Genomic DNA, 16,118 nt, shown 5'->3' with positions numbered 1-16,118 from the left:
AGGCCCCTCCGGGGTCCCCCTACCTGCCCGTCGCTCAGTAGCTGGGCAGGGTCCGCGGACCGAGGTCGGTGCGCGCGGGCGGGTGGGCGACGCGCACGGTGGCGCTGAGCACGCTGAGCCCTTCCGTGGCGACGACGACCGGCTCCAGGGAGATCCCCGTCACCTCGGGGTGGTCGTCCACCAGCCGGGAGAGCCTCAGCAGCAGCTCCTCCAGGGCGGGGGTGTCGACGGGGTCGCTGCCGCGCCAGCCGAAGAGCAGGGGTGCGGCGCGCAGGGAGCGGACCAGTCCGGCGGCGTCGCGGTCGGTGGCGGGGACGAGGCGGTGCGCGGTGTCGCCGAGCAGTTCGGAGGGGACGCCGGCGAGCCCGAAGGAGAGGACGGCGCCGGCGGCGGGGTCGACGACGGAGCGCACCACGGTGTCCACCCCGCGCGGGGCCATCGACTGGACGACGGGCAGCAGCTCGGCGGGCTTGCCGAGGGCCTCGGTGAGCTCCTCGTAGGAGCGCCGCAGCTCGGCCTCGGTGGTGAGGTCGAGGCGTACGCCGCCCAGGTCGGCGCGGTGGCGCAGGTGGGGGGCGGTGGTCTTCAGGGCGACGGGGTAGCCGAGGACCCGGGCCGCGCGGACGGCGGCGTCGGCGCTGGGGGCGGGCAGGACGGGCAGGACCCGGATCCCGTAGCGGGCGAGCAGCGCGCGGGCGTCGGGCTCGTCCAGGGTGAGCGCGGCACCCTCGGCGACCCCGGTGAGGAGGGCGGTGAGCAGGTCGGCGGCGCCGCTCTCGTCGATGTCCTCGTACTCGGGCACGTGCCCGGCGTCGGCGTTGGCCCGGCGCCACTGGGCGTAGCGGACGGCTTCGGCGAGGGCCTTCACGGCCCGCTCGGCGGCGGGGTAGGCGGGGATCCGGCCGCCGGGGGCGGGGCCGGCGGGCACGGGGGCCGGGGCGGGGCCGGCCGGGGTCCGGTCGCGTGGGGCGGTGGCGGCGGGCGGCGGGGTGGCGCCGGAGGCGGTGGCCCGGGCGGCGGAGAGGGCCTCGACGAGTGCGCCGAGCTCCACGTGGACGACGGCGACGGGCTTGCCGGGGACCTCGGCGACGGCCTCGCGCAGGGCCTCCGCGAGGTCGTCGGCCAGGGCCCGCTCGCCGACCCAGGGGATGGCGGTGACGACGACGGCGTCGCAGTCCTCGGAGGCGAGGGCGGCGGTGAGGGCGGTGCGGAAGTCCTCGGGGGTGGCGGCGGTGGTGAGGTCCAGCGGGGGCGACGGGCGCAGTCCCTCGTTCAGGCAGGCGTCGTACGTGAGCACCCCGAGGGACTCGGAGTTCCCGAGGATCGCCACCCGGGGCCCGGCGGGCAGGGGCTGCCCGGCCAGCAGGAGCCCGGCGTCGACGAGCTCGGTGACGGTGTCCACCCGGATGACGCCGGCCTGCCGCATCAGCTCGGAGACGGTGGCCTCGGGGAGCCGGGTTCCGGGGACCATGTGCCCGGCGGGGGTGTGCCGGCCGCCGAGGGCGACGACGAGCGGCTTGACGGCGGCGGTGCGGCGGGCGAGGCGGGTGAACTTGCGGGGGTTGCCGAGGGTCTCCAGGTACATGAGGGCCACGTCGGTGGACTCGTCCTCGTACCAGTACTGGAGGATGTCGTTCCCGGAGACGTCCGCCCGGTTGCCGGCGGACACGAAGGAGGACAGGCCGGCGCCGCGGCGCAGCAGCCCGGACAGCAGGGCGATGCCGATGGCGCCCGACTGCGTGAACAGCCCGGTCCGCCCGCGCGCGGTGGCGGGGGCGGGCGCGAGGGAGGCGTTGAGCTCCACGTCCGGCGCGGTGTTGATCACCCCGAAGGCGTTGGGCCCGATGAGCCGCATCCCGTACGAGCGCACCTGCCGCACCAGCTCGCGCTGGCGGGCCAGCCCCTCCGGGCCGCTCTCCCCGTACCCGGCCGACAGCACCACCAGCCCCTGCACCCCGTGCTCCCCGCAGGCGGCGACGGCGTCCGGCACCCGCTCGGCGGGGACGGCGATCACGGCGAGGTCCACGGGGGCCCCGATGTCCGCGACGGCCCGGTAGGCCCGCACCCCGTCCAGCAGGTCCCCCTCCATCCCGGAGGCCCGGGCCTCGTTGACGGCGTAGAGGTGGCCGTGGAAGCCGCCGTCGCGCAGGTTGCGCAGCGCGGCGGAGCCCACGCCGGACCCGGAGCGGCTGACGCCGATCACCGCGACCGAGCCGGGGGCCAGCAGCCGCTGGACGGACCGGGCCTCGGCGCGCTGTTCGCGGGCGCGCTGGACGGCGAGGGACTCGGCGGTGGGTTCGAGGTCGAGGGTGAGGTGGACGGAGCCGTCCTCGAAGCTGCGCTTCTGCTGGTAGCCGACGTCCGTGAACACCTTGATCATCTTGGTGTTGGCGGGCAGCACCTCGGCCGCGAAGCGGCGGATGCCCCGCTCCCGGGCCACGGCCCCGATGTGTTCGAGCAGGGCGGAGGCGACCCCGCGGCCCTGGTGGGCGTCCTGGACCAGGAAGGCCACCTCGGCCTCGTCGGCGGGGGCGGAGGCGGGCCGGCCGTCGGGGCCGATCCGGTCGAAGCGGACGGTGCCGATGAACTCGCCGCCGATGGTCGCGGCGAGGCCGACGCGGTCGACGTAGTCGTGGTGCGTGAAGCGGTGCACGTCGCGGTCGGAGAGGCGGGGGTAGGGGGCGAAGAAGCGGTAGTACTTCGACTCGTCCGAGACCTGCTCGTAGAAGCTGACCAGGCGTCCCGCGTCCTCGGTCGTGATGGGGCGGATCCGGGCGGTGCCGCCGTCGCGCAGCACGACGTCCGCTTCCCAGTGGGCCGGGTACGAGGGGTCCGACGCGGTGGTCATGGGGCCAGGGTAAGGGCAGGATCCGGCCGGGTGGCCGGGGACCTCCGACAGGCCGCGCGGCGCGTACGGCGGGAATGAGGCGTGGCGGGACGAATCAGTGCAAAGCTGAGGAGGGCCGAACGGCGGCGGACCGGTGCCGGAGGTCGGTCCGAGCATTCCGGGTGACGTGAGAGACTGGTCTAGACAACCGCGAGAACCTGAAGGGCATCACCATGGCAGAGCGCCGTGTCAACGTCGGCTGGGCCGAGGGCCTGCACGCTCGTCCCGCGTCGATCTTCGTCCGCGCGACGACCGCTTCCGGCGTCCCCGTGACCATCGCGAAGGCGGGCGGCGACCCCGTCAACGCCGCGTCCATGCTGGCGGTCCTGGGTCTGGGCGCCCAGGGCGGCGAGGAGGTCGTCCTGGCGTCCGAGGCGGAGGGCGCGGAGGTCGCGCTGGACCGTCTCGCGAAGCTGGTCGCGGAGGGCCTGGAGGAACTCCCGGAAACGGTCTGATCCCCCTTCTCCGAAGCCGCGGCCCCACCACCCCGGGGAACCGCGGCTTCACCCTTTCCGGGGCCGTCCCGCACAGCGGAGACCCGTCGGCCGGAAAATCCGCGGCAGCGAGAATTTCGTCACCGGAATTGACCGGAAGCAGCCGCCCGTCCCGCCCCGGGTGAATTCCGCGGCCCACCCTTTTATACGCGCCCCGCGTTAATTCCGGCCACCCGCCGTGTTTACGGCACGTTGCAAAATCCTCACCCGCGGCCGGAACACCCCCACCGCCCGCTCCCCGTGCAGCGCGGCCAGCGCCCGGGCCCGCTCCGCGTCCCCCCGCGCCACCGCGTCCACGAGCGCCCCGTGCTCCGCCCAGGAGTCCACCGGCCGGGCCGGCGCCCCCACCTCGTACAGCCAGGCGATCTTGCGCCGGGTCTGCGCCAGGAGCGCGATCAGCCCCGGGCTGCCGGACGCCTGGGCGAGGGTCTCGTGGAACCAGCTCCCGAGCGCCCGCAGATCCTCCCCCGGGGCCCGCCCGGCGCGCTCCTGGCCCAGCCGCACCATCCCCCGCAGCACCTTCAGGTGCGCCTCGGTCCGCCGCCGGGCCGCGCGCGAGGCCGCGAGGGGCTCCAGCAGCAGCCGCAGCTCCAGCAGGTCGGCCGCCTCCTGCTCGCTCGGCTCCGCCACGCACGCCCCCGCGTGCCGCCGCGTGGTGACGAACCCCTCGGACTCCAGCGTGCGCAGCGCCTCGCGCACCGGGACCCGCGAGACCCCGTACCGGCGGGCGAGCACCTCCTCGGTCAGCCGGCCGCCCGGCCCGAAGAATCCGGAGACGATATCGTCGCGAATGGCTGTGCACACCGCGTGCGCCGGAATACGCAAGGCCGGACCTCCGCTGGGTTTCGCTGGGTTTCGTTCCGATCGACCGTGCCGCCTGCGACTCTATGACAACACGCGGAGATTTCCGAGAACGCCCGGAAATCCGGAAGGAAGAAACCGGAAAACGACAGAAGGCCCCGGCTCGGAGAGCCGGGGCCTTCTTCACGAAGTCGGGTCAGATGCCGACACCGTGCTGGCGCAGGTAGGCCAGCGGGTTGATGTCCGTGCCGTACGTGGCACCGGTGCGGGCCTCGAAGTGCAGGTGCGGGCCGCTGGAGTTGCCCGTGGAGCCCGACAGGCCGATCTGCTGGCCGGCGGTGACGGTCTCGCCGACCGAGACGTTCAGCGACATCATGTGCCCGTACTGAGTGTAGGTGCCGTCGTTGTGGCGGATCACGACGTTGTTGCCGTAGGCGCCGCCCCAGCCGGCCTCGACGACGGTGCCCGAGCCCACGGCGTGGACGGAGGTGCCCTCGTCGGCGTGGAAGTCGATGCCCGTGTGGCTGCCGGAGGACCACATGCCGCCGCCCGCGCCGTACTGGGTGCTGACGTAGGAGCCGTCGACCGGGGCCACGAAGGTGTTGGCGCGCTTGCGGGCCTCTTCCTGGGCGGCCTTCTCGGCGGCCTCGCGCTCGGCCTTCTCCTTGACCTCGGCGACGCGCTTCGCCTCCTGGGCGCGCACCTTCGCCTCGGCCTCGGCCTGCGCCTGGGCGGCGACGGACTCGGCGGCGGTCTGCTGGGTCGCGGCCTGGACCTCGATGTCGTCCTGGAGGCCGTCGGCGACGACGACGGCGTTCAGCGCGCCGGTGTCCTCCGGGGACGGGCCGCCGTGGGAGTCGGCGGCGAAGGCCGGAGCGGCCAGGGTGGCGACCACACCCGTGGTGGCGAGGGCCGCGATGCCGGCGTAACCGGCGGTCTTGCGGCTCAGACGGCTCGAACCACGGTGCTTGCCGGTAGCGGCTGTACGACTGCCGAACGCCATGGAGGGGGTGATCCTTTCCTTCCTTCTCGCCTACCGGGTTAGCTGACGGGTTCGGAGCAGGAAGGTCTCCTACGGCCCCCCTCTGACGAGGCGGTCCGATTCACCCCAGGGACTGATGCGGGTCCCCGGCTCCCCAGGCTCGCGCCTGACGGGGACTCGGCGATCGCTGCCCGGTGCCGCGGGTGCGGCTGGCACAACTGACGGACAGCACGCCTGACGCTAGGCGGATCATCAGTCAATCGCCAAACAGACGAGCGGATTTGTTGCGTACGCCACACCGCATACCTGCAACCACACCACTAAACGGACAAAGGGGGCCCGATGGATGCTCCACCGGGCCCCCTCGAAAACCAGCCGACCGCAGGTCAGTTGGTGACGACCGTGACCTCACCGATGCCGAGGGCCAGGACCGGCTCCTCGATCTGCGCCGCGTCCCCCACGAGGACCGTCACCAGCCGGTCCACCGGGAAGGCGCTCACGACCGCCGAAGTGGCCTCCGCCGTACCGGTTTCGGCCAGCCGCGCGTACAGCCGCGCCTGGTAGTCGTCCGGCAGCTCCTGCTCCACCTGGTCGGCCAGGGTCCCGGCGACCGAGGCGGCCGTCTCGAACTTCAGCGGGGCCACGCCCACCAGGTTCTGCACCGCCACGTCGCGCTCGGCGTCCGTCAGCCCCTCGGCGGCCAGCGTGCGCAGCACCTGCCACAGGTCCGCCAGCGCGGGACCGGTGTTGGGGGTGTCCACCGAGCCGCTGATGGCGAGCATCGAGGCGCCCTTGCCGTCGGCCGTGGAGCGCAGCACCTGGCCGAAGGCGCGCACCCCGTAGGTGTAGCCCTTCTCCTCGCGCAGCACCTTGTCCAGGCGGGAGGTCAGGGTGCCGCCCAGGCAGTAGGTGCCGAGGACCTGCGGGGCCCAGACGATGTCGTGCCGGTCCGGCCCGATCCGGCCGATCAGCAGCTGCGTCTGGACCGCGCCGGGCCGGTCCACGATGATCACGCGGCCCGTGTCGTCGGCCGTCACCGGCGGCACCGGCAGCGGCGCGGCGGTGCCACCCGTCCAGGCGCCCAGGGTGTCGGCGAGGACCGCGTCCAGGTCGATCCCGGTCAGGTCGCCGACGACCACCGCGGTGGCCGTGGAGGGGCGTACGTGGGCCTCGTAGAAGGCGCGTACGGCGGCGGCGTCGATCCGCGCGACCGTCTCCTCGGTGCCCTGGCGGGGGCGGGACATGCGCAGCGTGGCCGGGAACAGCTCCTTGGAGAGCTCCTTGGCGGCGCGGCGCTGGGGGTTGGCCTGCTCGTGCGGGATCTCGTCGAGCCGGTTGCGCACCAGCCGGGAGACCTCGCCGTCGTCGAAGGCGGGGGCGCGCAGCGCCTCGGCGAGCAGCCCTAGCGCCTTGGGCAGGCGGGAGGCCGGGACCTCCAGGGAGACCCGCAGGCCGGGGTGGTCGGCGTGGGCGTCGAGGGTGGCGCCGCAGCGCTCCAGCTCGGCGGCGAACTCCTCGGCGGAGTGCTTGTCGGTGCCCTCCGACAGGGCCCGGGCCATGATCGTGGCCACTCCGTCGAGGCCCGCGGGCTCGGCGTCGAGCGGGGCCGCGAGGTTGACCTCGACCGCGACGACCTGCTGGCCGGGGCGGTGGCACCGCAGCAGGGTCAGGCCGTTGCCGAGGGTGGAGCGCTCGGGGGCGGGGAAGGCCCACGGCTTGGCCTCGCCGGCCTGCGGACGCGGGTGGAAGGTCATCGTGACGGCTGCGGTGTCGCTCACTGCTCCGCCCCCTCGTTCTCGTCGCTCTCGTCGTTCTCTTCGGAACCGGTCAGCGGCTCGTAGACCAGGACCGCGCGGTTGTCGGGGCGCAGCCGGGCGGCGGCCACGGCCTGCACCTCCTCGGCGGTGACGTCCAGGACGCGCCGCACGGCGGTCAGCGCCAGCTGCGGGTCGCCGAACAGCACCGCGAAGCGGCACAGTTCGTCGGCGCGGCCGGCGACGGTGCCCAGCCGGTCCAGCCATTCGCGCTCCAGCTGCGCCTGCGCCCGCTCCATCTCGTCGGCCGTGGGGCCCTCGGCGGCGAACCGGGCGAGCTCCTCGTCGACGGCCGCCTCGATGGCGGGCACCTCGACGCCGCTGGAGGTCTTCACGTCCAGCCAGCCCAGGGAGGGCGCGCCGGCCAGGCGCAGCAGGCCGAAGCCGGCGGCGACGGCGCTCTGGTCGCGGCGGACCAGGCGGTTGTGCAGGCGGGAGGACTCGCCGCCGCCGAGGATCGTCAGCGCCACGTCGGCGGCGTCGCACTCGCGGGTGCCGTCGTGCGGCAGGCGGTAGGCGGCCATCAGCGCGCGGGCCGGCACGTCCTCGACGATCTCCTCGCGCAGCTGCCCGCCCATGATCTCGGGGAGGGTGCCGTCGCGGGGCGGCTGCTTGCCGTCGTGCGCCGGGATGCTGCCGAAGTACTTCTCGACCCAGGCGAGGGTGCGCTCGGGGTCGATGTCGCCCACGACCGACAGGACGGCGTTGTTGGGCGCGTAGTACGTGCGGAAGAAGTTCCGGGCGTCTTCCAGGGAGGCCGCGTCCAGGTCGGCCATGGAACCGATCGGGGTGTGGTGGTACGGGTGGCCGTCGGGGTAGGCCAGGGCGGTCAGCCGCTCGAAGGCCGTGCCGTACGGGACGTTGTCGTAGCGCTGGCGGCGCTCGTTCTTGACCACGTCGCGCTGGTTCTCCATGGACTCCTCGTCCAGGGCGGCCAGCAGCGAGCCCATGCGGTCCGCCTCCAGCCACAGGGCGAGTTCCAGCTGGTGGGCCGGCATCGTCTCGAAGTAGTTGGTGCGCTCGAAGCTGGTGGTGCCGTTCAGCGAGCCGCCGGCGCCCTGGACGAGCTCGAAGTGCCCGTTGCCCTTCACGCTCGCCGAACCCTGGAACATGAGGTGCTCGAAGAGGTGAGCCAGACCGGTCCGCCCCTTGACTTCGTGGCGGGAGCCGACGTCGTACCAGAGGCAGACGGCGGCGACCGGGGTGAGGTGGTCCTCGGACAGCACCACGCGCAGGCCGTTGGCCAGCCGGTGCTCGGTCGCTGTCAGGCCGCCGGAGCCGGCCTGAGCTGTGGCCGTGTGACCCATGGGCATGTGGTCCCTTCGATCGCGATGCGGAGATTTACTGTCGACCTGCCACTGTATGCAAGCGCGCAGGTGCGCGGAGAAGTTCCCCGGCCCCCGCACAAGGGTCGGGGTGAGGCGTTGTCGGTGCCTCGGGCCACAATGGTCCGCGTCGACCCCGTCGCACACCCCAGCAGGTACACCCCCCGATCTTGGTTAGGAGCGCCGCAGCGATGCCCCGCCGCAGCACGAAGACCCCGCCGCCGGAGGATTTCGAGGAGAAGATCCTCGACATCGACGTCGTCGACGAAATGCAGGGCTCCTTCCTTGAGTACGCGTACTCAGTGATCTACTCCCGGGCCCTGCCGGACGCCCGCGACGGCATGAAGCCGGTGCACCGGCGCATCGTCTACCAGATGAACGAGATGGGCCTGCGCCCCGACCGCGGGTACGTGAAGTGCGCCCGCGTCGTCGGCGAGGTGATGGGCAAGCTCCACCCGCACGGCGACCAGTCGATCTACGACGCCCTCGTGCGCATGGCGCAGCCCTTCTCCATGCGGCTGCCGCTGGTCGACGGCCACGGCAACTTCGGTTCACTCGGCAACGACGACCCGCCGGCCGCGATGCGCTACACCGAGTGCAAGATGGCCGACGCGACGTCGCTGATGACGGAGTCGATCGACGAGGACACCGTCGACTTCGCCGCCAACTACGACGGCCAGGAGCGCGAGCCGGTCACCCTGCCCGCCGCCTACCCGAACCTGCTGGTCAACGGCACGTCCGGGATCGCGGTCGGCATGGCCACCAACATGCCCCCGCACAACCTGGGCGAGGTCATCGCGGCCGCCCGCCACCTGATCCGCCACCCGGACGCGGACCTGGAGGCGCTGATGCGCTTCGTGCCGGGTCCCGACCTGCCCACCGGCGGCCGGATCGTGGGCCTGTCCGGCATCAAGGACGCCTACGAGAACGGCCGCGGCACCTTCAGGATCCGCGCGACGGTCTCGGTGGAGGACGTCACGCCCCGCCGCAAGGGCCTGGTCGTCACCGAGCTGCCCTTCACGGTCGGCCCCGAGAAGGTCATCGCCAAGATCAAGGACCTGGTCGGCTCGAAGAAGCTCCAGGGCATCGCCGACGTCAAGGACCTCACCGACCGGGCGCACGGCCTGCGCCTGGTCGTCGAGATCAAGAACGGCTTCCACCCGGAGGCCGTGCTGGAGCAGCTGTACAAGCTGACGCCGATGGAGGAGTCCTTCGGCATCAACAACGTCGCGCTGGTCGACGGCCAGCCGCTGACGCTGGGCCTCAAGGAGCTCCTGGAGGTCTACCTCGACCACCGCTTCGAGGTCGTGCGCCGGCGCAGCGAGTTCCGCCGCCGCAAGCGGCGCGACCGGCTGCACCTGGTCGAGGGCCTGCTGGTGGCCCTGCTCGACATCGACGAGGTCATCCGCCTCATCCGCGACAGCGACAACTCCGCGCAGGCCAAGGAACGCCTGATGGAGGTCTTCTCGCTGAGCGAGGTCCAGACCCAGTACATCCTGGACACCCCGCTGCGCCGGCTCACCCGCTTCGACCGGATCGAGCTGGAGTCCGAGCGCGACCGGCTGACCGCGGAGATCGAGGAGCTGACCCGGATCCTCGACTCGGACGCGGAGCTGCGCAAGCTGGTCTCCTCGGAACTGGCCGCGGTCGCCAAGAAGTTCGGCACCCCGCGCCGTACCGTGCTGCTGGAGTCCGCGGGCACGGCCGTGGCGGCCGTGCCGCTGGAGGTCGCGGACGACCCCTGCCGGGTGCTGCTGTCCTCCACAGGCCTGCTGGCCCGTACGGCGAACGGCGACCCGCTGCCGGTGGACGAGGGCGCCGCCCGCGCCAGGCACGACCTGGTCGTCTCGCAGGTGGCGGCGACCGCCCGGGCCGACGTGGGCGTGGTGACCTCGTACGGGCGGCTGCTGCGGCTCCCGGTGATCGACCTGCCGCAGCTGCCCGACACGCACGCGGCGCCGAGCCTGGCGGGCGGGGCCCCGGTCGCGGAGTTCGTCTCCGGGCTGGAGGCCGACGAGACGGTGGTCTGTCTGACCTCGCTGGACGAGTCCTCGCAGGGCCTGGCCCTGGGCACCGAGCAGGGCGTGGTCAAGCGGGTCGTGCCGGACTACCCGGCGAACAAGGACGAGCTGGAGGTCATCACCCTCAAGGAGGGCGACCGGATCGTCGGCGCGGTCGAGCTGCGCACGGGCGAGGAGGACCTGGTCTTCATCACCGACGACGCCCAGCTGCTGCGCTACCCGGCCGGCCAGGTGCGCCCCCAGGGCCGCCCGGCGGGCGGCATGGCGGGCATCAAGCTCGCCGGGAACGCCAAGGTGATCCACTTCTCGGCGGTGGACCCGGCCCGGGACGCCCTGGTGTTCACGGTGGCGGGCGCGCAGGGCACCCTCGACGGCGCGCCGGCCTCGGGGAAGCTGACCCCGTTCGACCAGTACCCGCGCAAGGGCCGGGCCACCGGCGGGGTGCGCTGCCAGCGGTTCCTGAAGGGCGAGGACACGCTGGTGCTGGCCTGGGCGGGCAACGCCCCGGCCCGCGCGGCCACCGCGAACGGCACCCCGGCGCCCCTCCCGTCCCCGGATCCGCGCCGCGACGGCTCGGGCACCGCCCTTCCCGCGTCGGTCGCGGTCCTGGCGGGTGGCGCGCTGTAGGACGCCTGCGGCATTCGGGTGGTGCGACCGGGGGGACGTACCACCCGAATGCCGACTAGTGTTTTCCCGTTGTTGCTTGTGGTGGGGCGGGGGGATGCTGATGAGCCGTCAGTCGAGCGGGATGATCGGGGACTGGGCGGAGGCCCAGCGCCGGCAGCAGCGGACGCAGCTGATCCAGCAGCGCGAGGCGGAGCGCCGGCGCCGGGCGTGGGACCGCGAGGTGGCCCGGGGCGAACGTGAGCAGCAGGCCGCGTACCGGCTGCGCCGCGAGGCCGAGGCCCGGCAGCGCACGGAGACCATCGAGGCCGAGGTCGAGGCATTGCAGAACCTCCTGGTGAGGGGCTGCCGGGCCACGACGTTCCGGATGTCCTCACTCGTGCGGAGCGAGGAACTCGAACCCTTCCGTCCCGGCTCCCTGGCGCACCCCGTGCCGATGCCCCGGATCGAGCAGTTCCGGCAGCAGAGCAGCGGCATGGCGGCGGGCTCCTACCGTCGGGCCCAGGCGGAGCACGAGGAGCACGCCCAGTACACCCGGGCCTGCCGGAAGGCGCGGGCGGCGGAGACGCGGCGCCAGGAACAGCTCGCCGAGCAGCGGCAGCAGTACGACCGGTGGGCGGCGGAGCAGCTCGCCGCGATCCGGGCCCACAACCGGGGGCTGGGCGAACTGACCGAACGGCTGCGCGCGGGCGAGGCGGAGGCCGTGGTGGAGTACTTCTCCGCCGCCCTCTACGCGTCCACCGCCTGGCCGCAGGAGCTGCCGAGGCAGGTCTCCGCGGCGTACGACCAGGCGGCGCGGCACCTGGTGCTGGACTGGGAACTGCCCCGCTACGACGTGGTCCCGGAGACCAAGTCGGTGCGGTACCTGCCGGGAGCCGACCAGGACAGGGAATCGCCGCGCCCCGCCACGCAGCGGCGGGCGCTCTACCGCGACCTGCTGGCCCAGTGCCTCCTGCTGGTGGTCCGTGAGCTCTACGCCGCGGACGAGTTCCAGGCGCTCGACCTGGTGGTCGTCAACGGCTTCGTGGACGACCACGATCCGGTGACGGGCCGTGAGGCGCGGATCGTGCTCGCCACGGTCGCGGCGGAGCGGTCCGCGTTCGGGGAGCTGCGGCTGGAGCAGGTCAGCGCGGTGGACTGCCTGGTCTCCGGGCTCGGCGGCCAGCTGTCCGCCCGCCCCGACCAGTTGACGGCGGTGCGTGCCGGGCGCCGGCCGGACGAGGTCGGCGGAGGCGTCGTCAGCCACGGGGGCCACGCGCCCGACGCGGACGAGCCGGACCTCTTCGCGATGGACCCGATCGACTTCGAGAACCTGGTCGCCGAGCTGTTCCGGGCGATGGGCATGGAGGCGGTGACCACCCAGCGGTCGGGCGACGGCGGGGTGGACGTCGAGGCCCTGGACCCGGCGCCGATCCGGGGCGGGCGGATCGTGGTCCAGGTCAAGCGCTACCGCAACACGGTGCCGCCGACAGCGGTCCGGGACCTGTACGGCACGGTCCAGGACAAGGGGGCGAACAAGGGGGTGCTGGTCACCACCGCGTCCTTCGGGCCGGGGTCGTACACCTTCGCCAACGGCAAGCCGCTGGAGTTGGTTCCCGGCGCCGATCTGGTCGGGCTCCTGCACCAGTACGGTCTGCGCGGCCGCCTCGGCGGTGGCGGCGGCGCGGCGGCCGCGGAGGTTCCCGCCCCGCGGACACCGCAGCCCGCGGAGCCGGCGGATCACAACGTGCTCGGCATGACCTGGTCGGGCTCCGTCGCGCTGGACGTCTGCGCGCTCGTGTGCGCGGGCGGCCGGGTCCTCGACGAGGAACACTTCGTGTTCTACAACAACCCCCGCACACCGGACGGCTCCGTACGCACCCGGGCGCGTCCGGCACCCGACAAGGCCGCGGTCGAGGTGTCGTTCGACGCGCTGCCGGAGGCCGCCGACCGGCTGGTCCTCGTGGCCGCGATCGACCCGGAGGCGGACCCGCACGCCGACCTCGCCGGGTTCACGCAGGCGTTCATCCGCCTGCTGTCCGCCGACGGGGAGGAACTCGGCCGGCTGGACGTGTCCGACGGCCGCGCCGGCGAGACGGCCCTGGTACTCGGCTCGTTCCGGCGCCGCTCCAACGGCGACTGGGACTTCGTCATCGGCGGCAAGGGCTACCGCGGCGGCCTGGAGGACCTGCTGCGCGAGTACGGCGTCGAGGTCGCCTAGCAGCACCGGCCCACGGGGGGCGGGTCAGGACCAGCCCATGGTCTGCTCGGCGTCCGCGGGCGACCCCGGAGTGGCCGCGGCGGGCGCGGCGGCCCCGGCGGCGGAGACGGTCGCGGCGGCCGGGGCGGACAGCAGGAAGGCGGCGGCGAGGGTGGTGACCGCGGTGGCCCGGGCGAGGCGGATGCGCAGCATGGCGAGGTCCTGTCTGACGTGGGGTCGGGTGTCCCGAACCGGCCTGCGTCCCGCGGTGACGCGTCCGGTCCTCTGGCCGGCCGGGCCGTTGTCCCTGCCGGCGAGAACTACTCTCGCCGCTGGTCAGGGCCGTCGGAAGGGCTGTCGTCTGGACCGAACCGTCCTTGGCCCCTAGCGTCCACCGACCGGCCGGCCGGGCCCGGAGCGGCCAGCAACGACTCGTAGAACGGGGCGACCAGCGGAGTCTCGGCGGCCAGCAGGGACCAGCCGCTGAACTCCGCGCAGTCCCCGAGCACCCGCCGGCAGACCCGGTCCGCCCGCCGCTCCGCGTCCGCGAGGCTCTCGGCGCGCACGTAGAGGCCGATCACGGGGCAGGGCAGCGCGTGCGGGTGGACGGCGACGTGCTCGATGCCGTCCTCGGCACGGACCAGGGACCGCACCAGGGAACGCGTCTGCGGCGGCAGGGGCACGGCCGGGGGCCCCTGCAGGCGGGCGTGTACGAGATACATGGGCCGCACGCTGTCAGCCCGTCAGCCGGCCCGCCACTGGCGCGACATGGACCCTTGGGGCCATGGCCGGATCCGTCCACCTGACACACGTGCGCGTCCGACGGCCGCCCGGGGCGGCGAAGATGGGATGATCCCAGACCGCCCCGGGGGGGCCTGGGACCACACGTTTTCAGGGGGACGCACCGTGCTGACCGCATTGGGACTCGACACCGCCGCGGAGTCCGTCTACCGCGCCATGCTGGGCGATCCGTACGGCGGCGTCGCCGAACTCGTGGCCGCCACCGGCCAGTCCGAGCAGGCCGTGCGCGACGCCCTGGACGTGCTCAGCGAGCTCGCCCTGGTCAGGCCGTCGGCCGAGCGGCAGGGCAACCTGCGGGCCGTCTCCCCCGACATCGGGATGGAGATCCTGATGGCCCGCCAGCAGGCCGAGCTCGCCGCGCAGCAGCAGCGGCTGGAGGCCTCGCGGGCCGTGGCCGCGCAGCTGATCGCCGAGTACGCCGACCTGCGGCCGTCCGCCTCCAGCCCCGGTGTCGAGCAGCTGATCGGCATCGACCGGATCCGCGACCGCCTCGCCCGCCTCACGCGGGAGGTCACGACCGAGGTCATGTCCTTCGCCCCGGGCGGCGCCCAGCCCGCCGCCCAGATGGACGCGTCACGGCCCCTGGACGAGCAGCTGCTGGGCCGGGGCGTGCGTATGCGCACCCTCTACCTCAGCAGTGTCCGCAACGACCGGGGCACCGTCGACTACGCCCACTGGCTGACCGGGCTGGGCGGCCAGGTCCGTACCGTGCCGACGCTGCCCACCCGGATGATCATCACGGACCGCTCGGCCGCCGTCATCCCCGTCAGCAGCGACGACACCGCCGCGGGAGCCGTCGTCCTGACCGGCCAGGGCACGCTCGCCGCGCTGTGCGCCCTCTTCGAAGGCGTCTGGTCCGCCGCCCGGCCCCTCGGCGAGGCCGCCCGCAGGGACGCGACCGGCCTCAGCCCGCAGGAGGCCACCACCATCGCCCTCCTGGCCCAGGGGCACACCGACGAGTCCATCGCCAAGCGTCTCGGCGTCTCCCAGCGGACCGCCCGCCGCATCGCCACCGATCTGATGGAGCGGCTCGGCGCCCGCAGCCGCTTCGAGGCCGGGGTCCGCAGCGTCCAGCGCGGCTGGCTACCCGGACACTCCGCCTGACGGGTCCGCCGCGGCCTCCTCGGCCGGGGCCTCCTCCACCGGGCGGGGCACGTAGCGCAGCACCCCCCACATGCTCTCGGGGCCGGCCTGTCCGGGGTCGGCCTCCCGGCAGGCCTCCAGCCCGCCGAGCAGGCCCGGGCCGTCGATGCCCTTGCCGATCAGGACGAGCCGCGTGCGGCGCGGCTCGCCCCGGCCCCAGGGACCGGGGTCGAACCGCAGGAAGCGGCCGACCGCGTGGACCTCGTACCGCTCCTGGTGGCCGGGGACCCCGAACCAGACGAAGCCCTTGATCCGGTAGAGGCCGGCGGGGCGGCGGTCGAGGAAGTCGATGAACCGGCGCGGGGAGAGCGCCCGGTCGGTGGTGAAGGAGACGCTCTCGTACGCCGCGTGCGCGTGCGCGGCGTGGTCCTCACCGCCCTCGTGCCGCCCGGCCTCGGCCAGCAGGTCCTCGAAGGAGAGCTGGCCCCGGGTCTCGGTCCAGGGGCGGCGGTCGAAGAGCAGTTCCGGGTCGATGCGGCCGTGGTCGGCGCCGACGAGCGGGGTGCCCGGGGCGGCGAGCGCGGCGAGTTCGGCCTCGATGCGGGCGCGTTCGGCGGCGTCGACGCGGTCGGTCTTGTTCAGCACCACCAGGTCGGCGACGGCGAGGTGGCGGTCCGTCTCGGGGTGCGCGGCCCGGGTGGCGTCGAACTCGGCGGCGTCCACGACCTGGACGAGGCCGCCGTAGCGGACGGCCGGGTTCTCGTTGGCCACCAGCATCCGGATCATCTCCTGGGGCTCGGCGAGCCCGCTGGCCTCGATGACGATGACGTCGATCCGGTGGACGGGTGCGGCGAGCTTCTCCAGGTAGGCGTCCAGCTCGCTGCCGTCGACCGCGCAGCACAGGCAGCCGCCGCCGAGCGAGACCATCGAGTCCCCGACCTGCCCGGCCACCGCCATGGCGTCGATCTCGATCGAGCCGAAGTCGTTGACGACGACCCCGATCCGGGTGCCCCCGCGGTGGGTGAGGAGGTGGTTGAGGAGCGTGGTCTTCCCGGAGCCGAGGAATCCGGAGAGGACGACGACGGGGATGGGCTGGACGCTGTTCAC

Annotated in this window: 12 protein-coding genes and 1 riboswitch; of the genes, 4 read left to right on the top strand and 8 right to left on the bottom strand. The window is 73.7% G+C overall.

Going from position 1 to position 16,118, the window contains the following annotated elements:
- Nucleotides 1–34: 34 nt before the first annotated feature.
- On the bottom strand, nucleotides 35–2,848 hold the full coding sequence (locus ACZ5NJ_RS19645) for a bifunctional acetate--CoA ligase family protein/GNAT family N-acetyltransferase (protein WP_468766298.1): 2,814 nt from the start codon (nucleotides 2,846–2,848) through the stop codon (nucleotides 35–37).
- 212 nt (nucleotides 2,849–3,060) lie between these two features.
- Between ACZ5NJ_RS19645 and ACZ5NJ_RS19640 the strand changes: the two genes are divergently transcribed.
- Complete coding sequence (locus ACZ5NJ_RS19640) at nucleotides 3,061–3,342, top strand: HPr family phosphocarrier protein (RefSeq protein WP_045948746.1); 282 nt, start codon at nucleotides 3,061–3,063, stop codon at nucleotides 3,340–3,342.
- A gap of 198 nt (nucleotides 3,343–3,540) precedes the next feature.
- Here ACZ5NJ_RS19640 and ACZ5NJ_RS19635 read toward each other — a convergent pair whose 3' ends face one another.
- From ACZ5NJ_RS19635 to ACZ5NJ_RS19620, 4 genes are all read right to left on the bottom strand, one after another.
- Nucleotides 3,541–4,206: a GntR family transcriptional regulator gene (locus tag ACZ5NJ_RS19635; protein ID WP_468766296.1), complete on the bottom strand. Its 666-nt coding sequence runs from the start codon at nucleotides 4,204–4,206 to the stop codon at nucleotides 3,541–3,543.
- Nucleotides 4,207–4,378: 172 nt separating this feature from the next.
- Nucleotides 4,379–5,185, bottom strand: coding sequence for a M23 family metallopeptidase (locus ACZ5NJ_RS19630; RefSeq protein WP_468766295.1), 807 nt, complete (start codon nucleotides 5,183–5,185; stop codon nucleotides 4,379–4,381).
- A gap of 13 nt (nucleotides 5,186–5,198) precedes the next feature.
- A riboswitch (cyclic di-AMP (ydaO/yuaA leader) is annotated at nucleotides 5,199–5,357 on the bottom strand.
- Nucleotides 5,358–5,550: 193 nt separating this feature from the next.
- Nucleotides 5,551–6,918 carry a M16 family metallopeptidase gene (locus ACZ5NJ_RS19625; protein ID WP_468766377.1) on the bottom strand — a complete coding sequence of 456 codons (1,368 nt, stop codon included), beginning with the start codon at nucleotides 6,916–6,918 and terminating at the stop codon, nucleotides 5,551–5,553.
- 20 nt (nucleotides 6,919–6,938) lie between these two features.
- Complete coding sequence (locus tag ACZ5NJ_RS19620; protein ID WP_468766294.1) at nucleotides 6,939–8,285, bottom strand: M16 family metallopeptidase; 1,347 nt, start codon at nucleotides 8,283–8,285, stop codon at nucleotides 6,939–6,941.
- Nucleotides 8,286–8,494: 209 nt separating this feature from the next.
- On the opposite strand from ACZ5NJ_RS19620, the gene ACZ5NJ_RS19615 reads away from it, so the two are divergent.
- Complete coding sequence (locus tag ACZ5NJ_RS19615; RefSeq protein ID WP_468766292.1) at nucleotides 8,495–10,951, top strand: DNA gyrase/topoisomerase IV subunit A; 2,457 nt, start codon at nucleotides 8,495–8,497, stop codon at nucleotides 10,949–10,951.
- A 100-nt stretch (nucleotides 10,952–11,051) separates the two neighbouring features.
- Nucleotides 11,052–13,148 (top strand): restriction endonuclease, encoded by a 2,097-nt coding sequence (locus ACZ5NJ_RS19610; protein ID WP_468766290.1) that lies wholly within the window; start codon nucleotides 11,052–11,054, stop codon nucleotides 13,146–13,148.
- 24 nt (nucleotides 13,149–13,172) lie between these two features.
- Here the strand turns inward: ACZ5NJ_RS19610 and ACZ5NJ_RS19605 are convergent, their stop codons facing one another.
- Both ACZ5NJ_RS19605 and ACZ5NJ_RS19600 read right to left on the bottom strand, forming a co-directional pair.
- Complete coding sequence (locus tag ACZ5NJ_RS19605; RefSeq protein WP_468766289.1) at nucleotides 13,173–13,340, bottom strand: hypothetical protein; 168 nt, start codon at nucleotides 13,338–13,340, stop codon at nucleotides 13,173–13,175.
- A gap of 107 nt (nucleotides 13,341–13,447) precedes the next feature.
- A complete protein-coding gene (locus tag ACZ5NJ_RS19600) occupies nucleotides 13,448–13,849 on the bottom strand; it encodes a hypothetical protein (RefSeq protein WP_468766288.1) in 402 nt (133 codons plus the stop codon).
- Between the two features lie 184 nt (nucleotides 13,850–14,033).
- On the opposite strand from ACZ5NJ_RS19600, the gene ACZ5NJ_RS19595 reads away from it, so the two are divergent.
- Nucleotides 14,034–15,032, top strand: coding sequence for a LuxR C-terminal-related transcriptional regulator (locus ACZ5NJ_RS19595; protein ID WP_468766287.1), 999 nt, complete (start codon nucleotides 14,034–14,036; stop codon nucleotides 15,030–15,032).
- Here ACZ5NJ_RS19595 and ACZ5NJ_RS19590 read toward each other — a convergent pair.
- Nucleotides 15,012–16,118 (bottom strand): CobW family GTP-binding protein, encoded by a 1,107-nt coding sequence (locus tag ACZ5NJ_RS19590; RefSeq protein ID WP_468766286.1) that lies wholly within the window; start codon nucleotides 16,116–16,118, stop codon nucleotides 15,012–15,014. The two genes, ACZ5NJ_RS19595 and ACZ5NJ_RS19590, sit on opposite strands and share 21 nt — an antisense overlap.

This window comes from Streptomyces sp. NPDC032091, from assembly GCF_055580265.1.
This window is presented reverse-complemented; position numbering and strand designations above follow the sequence as displayed.

What these genes read in the sequence shown, in the direction of transcription:
- ACZ5NJ_RS19600 (WP_468766288.1), bottom strand. Translation starts at nt 13,849, where the DNA reads ATGTATCTCGTACACGCCCGCCTGCAGGGGCCCCCGGCCGTGCCCCTG.
- ACZ5NJ_RS19605 (WP_468766289.1), bottom strand. Translation starts at nt 13,340, where the DNA reads ATGCTGCGCATCCGCCTCGCCCGGGCCACCGCGGTCACCACCCTCGCC.
- ACZ5NJ_RS19625 (WP_468766377.1), bottom strand. Translation starts at nt 6,918, where the DNA reads ATGACCTTCCACCCGCGTCCGCAGGCCGGCGAGGCCAAGCCGTGGGCC.
- ACZ5NJ_RS19610 (WP_468766290.1), top strand. Translation starts at nt 11,052, where the DNA reads ATGAGCCGTCAGTCGAGCGGGATGATCGGGGACTGGGCGGAGGCCCAG.
- ACZ5NJ_RS19645 (WP_468766298.1), bottom strand. Translation starts at nt 2,848, where the DNA reads ATGACCACCGCGTCGGACCCCTCGTACCCGGCCCACTGGGAAGCGGAC.
- ACZ5NJ_RS19620 (WP_468766294.1), bottom strand. Translation starts at nt 8,285, where the DNA reads ATGGGTCACACGGCCACAGCTCAGGCCGGCTCCGGCGGCCTGACAGCG.
- ACZ5NJ_RS19640 (WP_045948746.1), top strand. Translation starts at nt 3,061, where the DNA reads ATGGCAGAGCGCCGTGTCAACGTCGGCTGGGCCGAGGGCCTGCACGCT.
- ACZ5NJ_RS19630 (WP_468766295.1), bottom strand. Translation starts at nt 5,185, where the DNA reads ATGGCGTTCGGCAGTCGTACAGCCGCTACCGGCAAGCACCGTGGTTCG.
- ACZ5NJ_RS19615 (WP_468766292.1), top strand. Translation starts at nt 8,495, where the DNA reads ATGCCCCGCCGCAGCACGAAGACCCCGCCGCCGGAGGATTTCGAGGAG.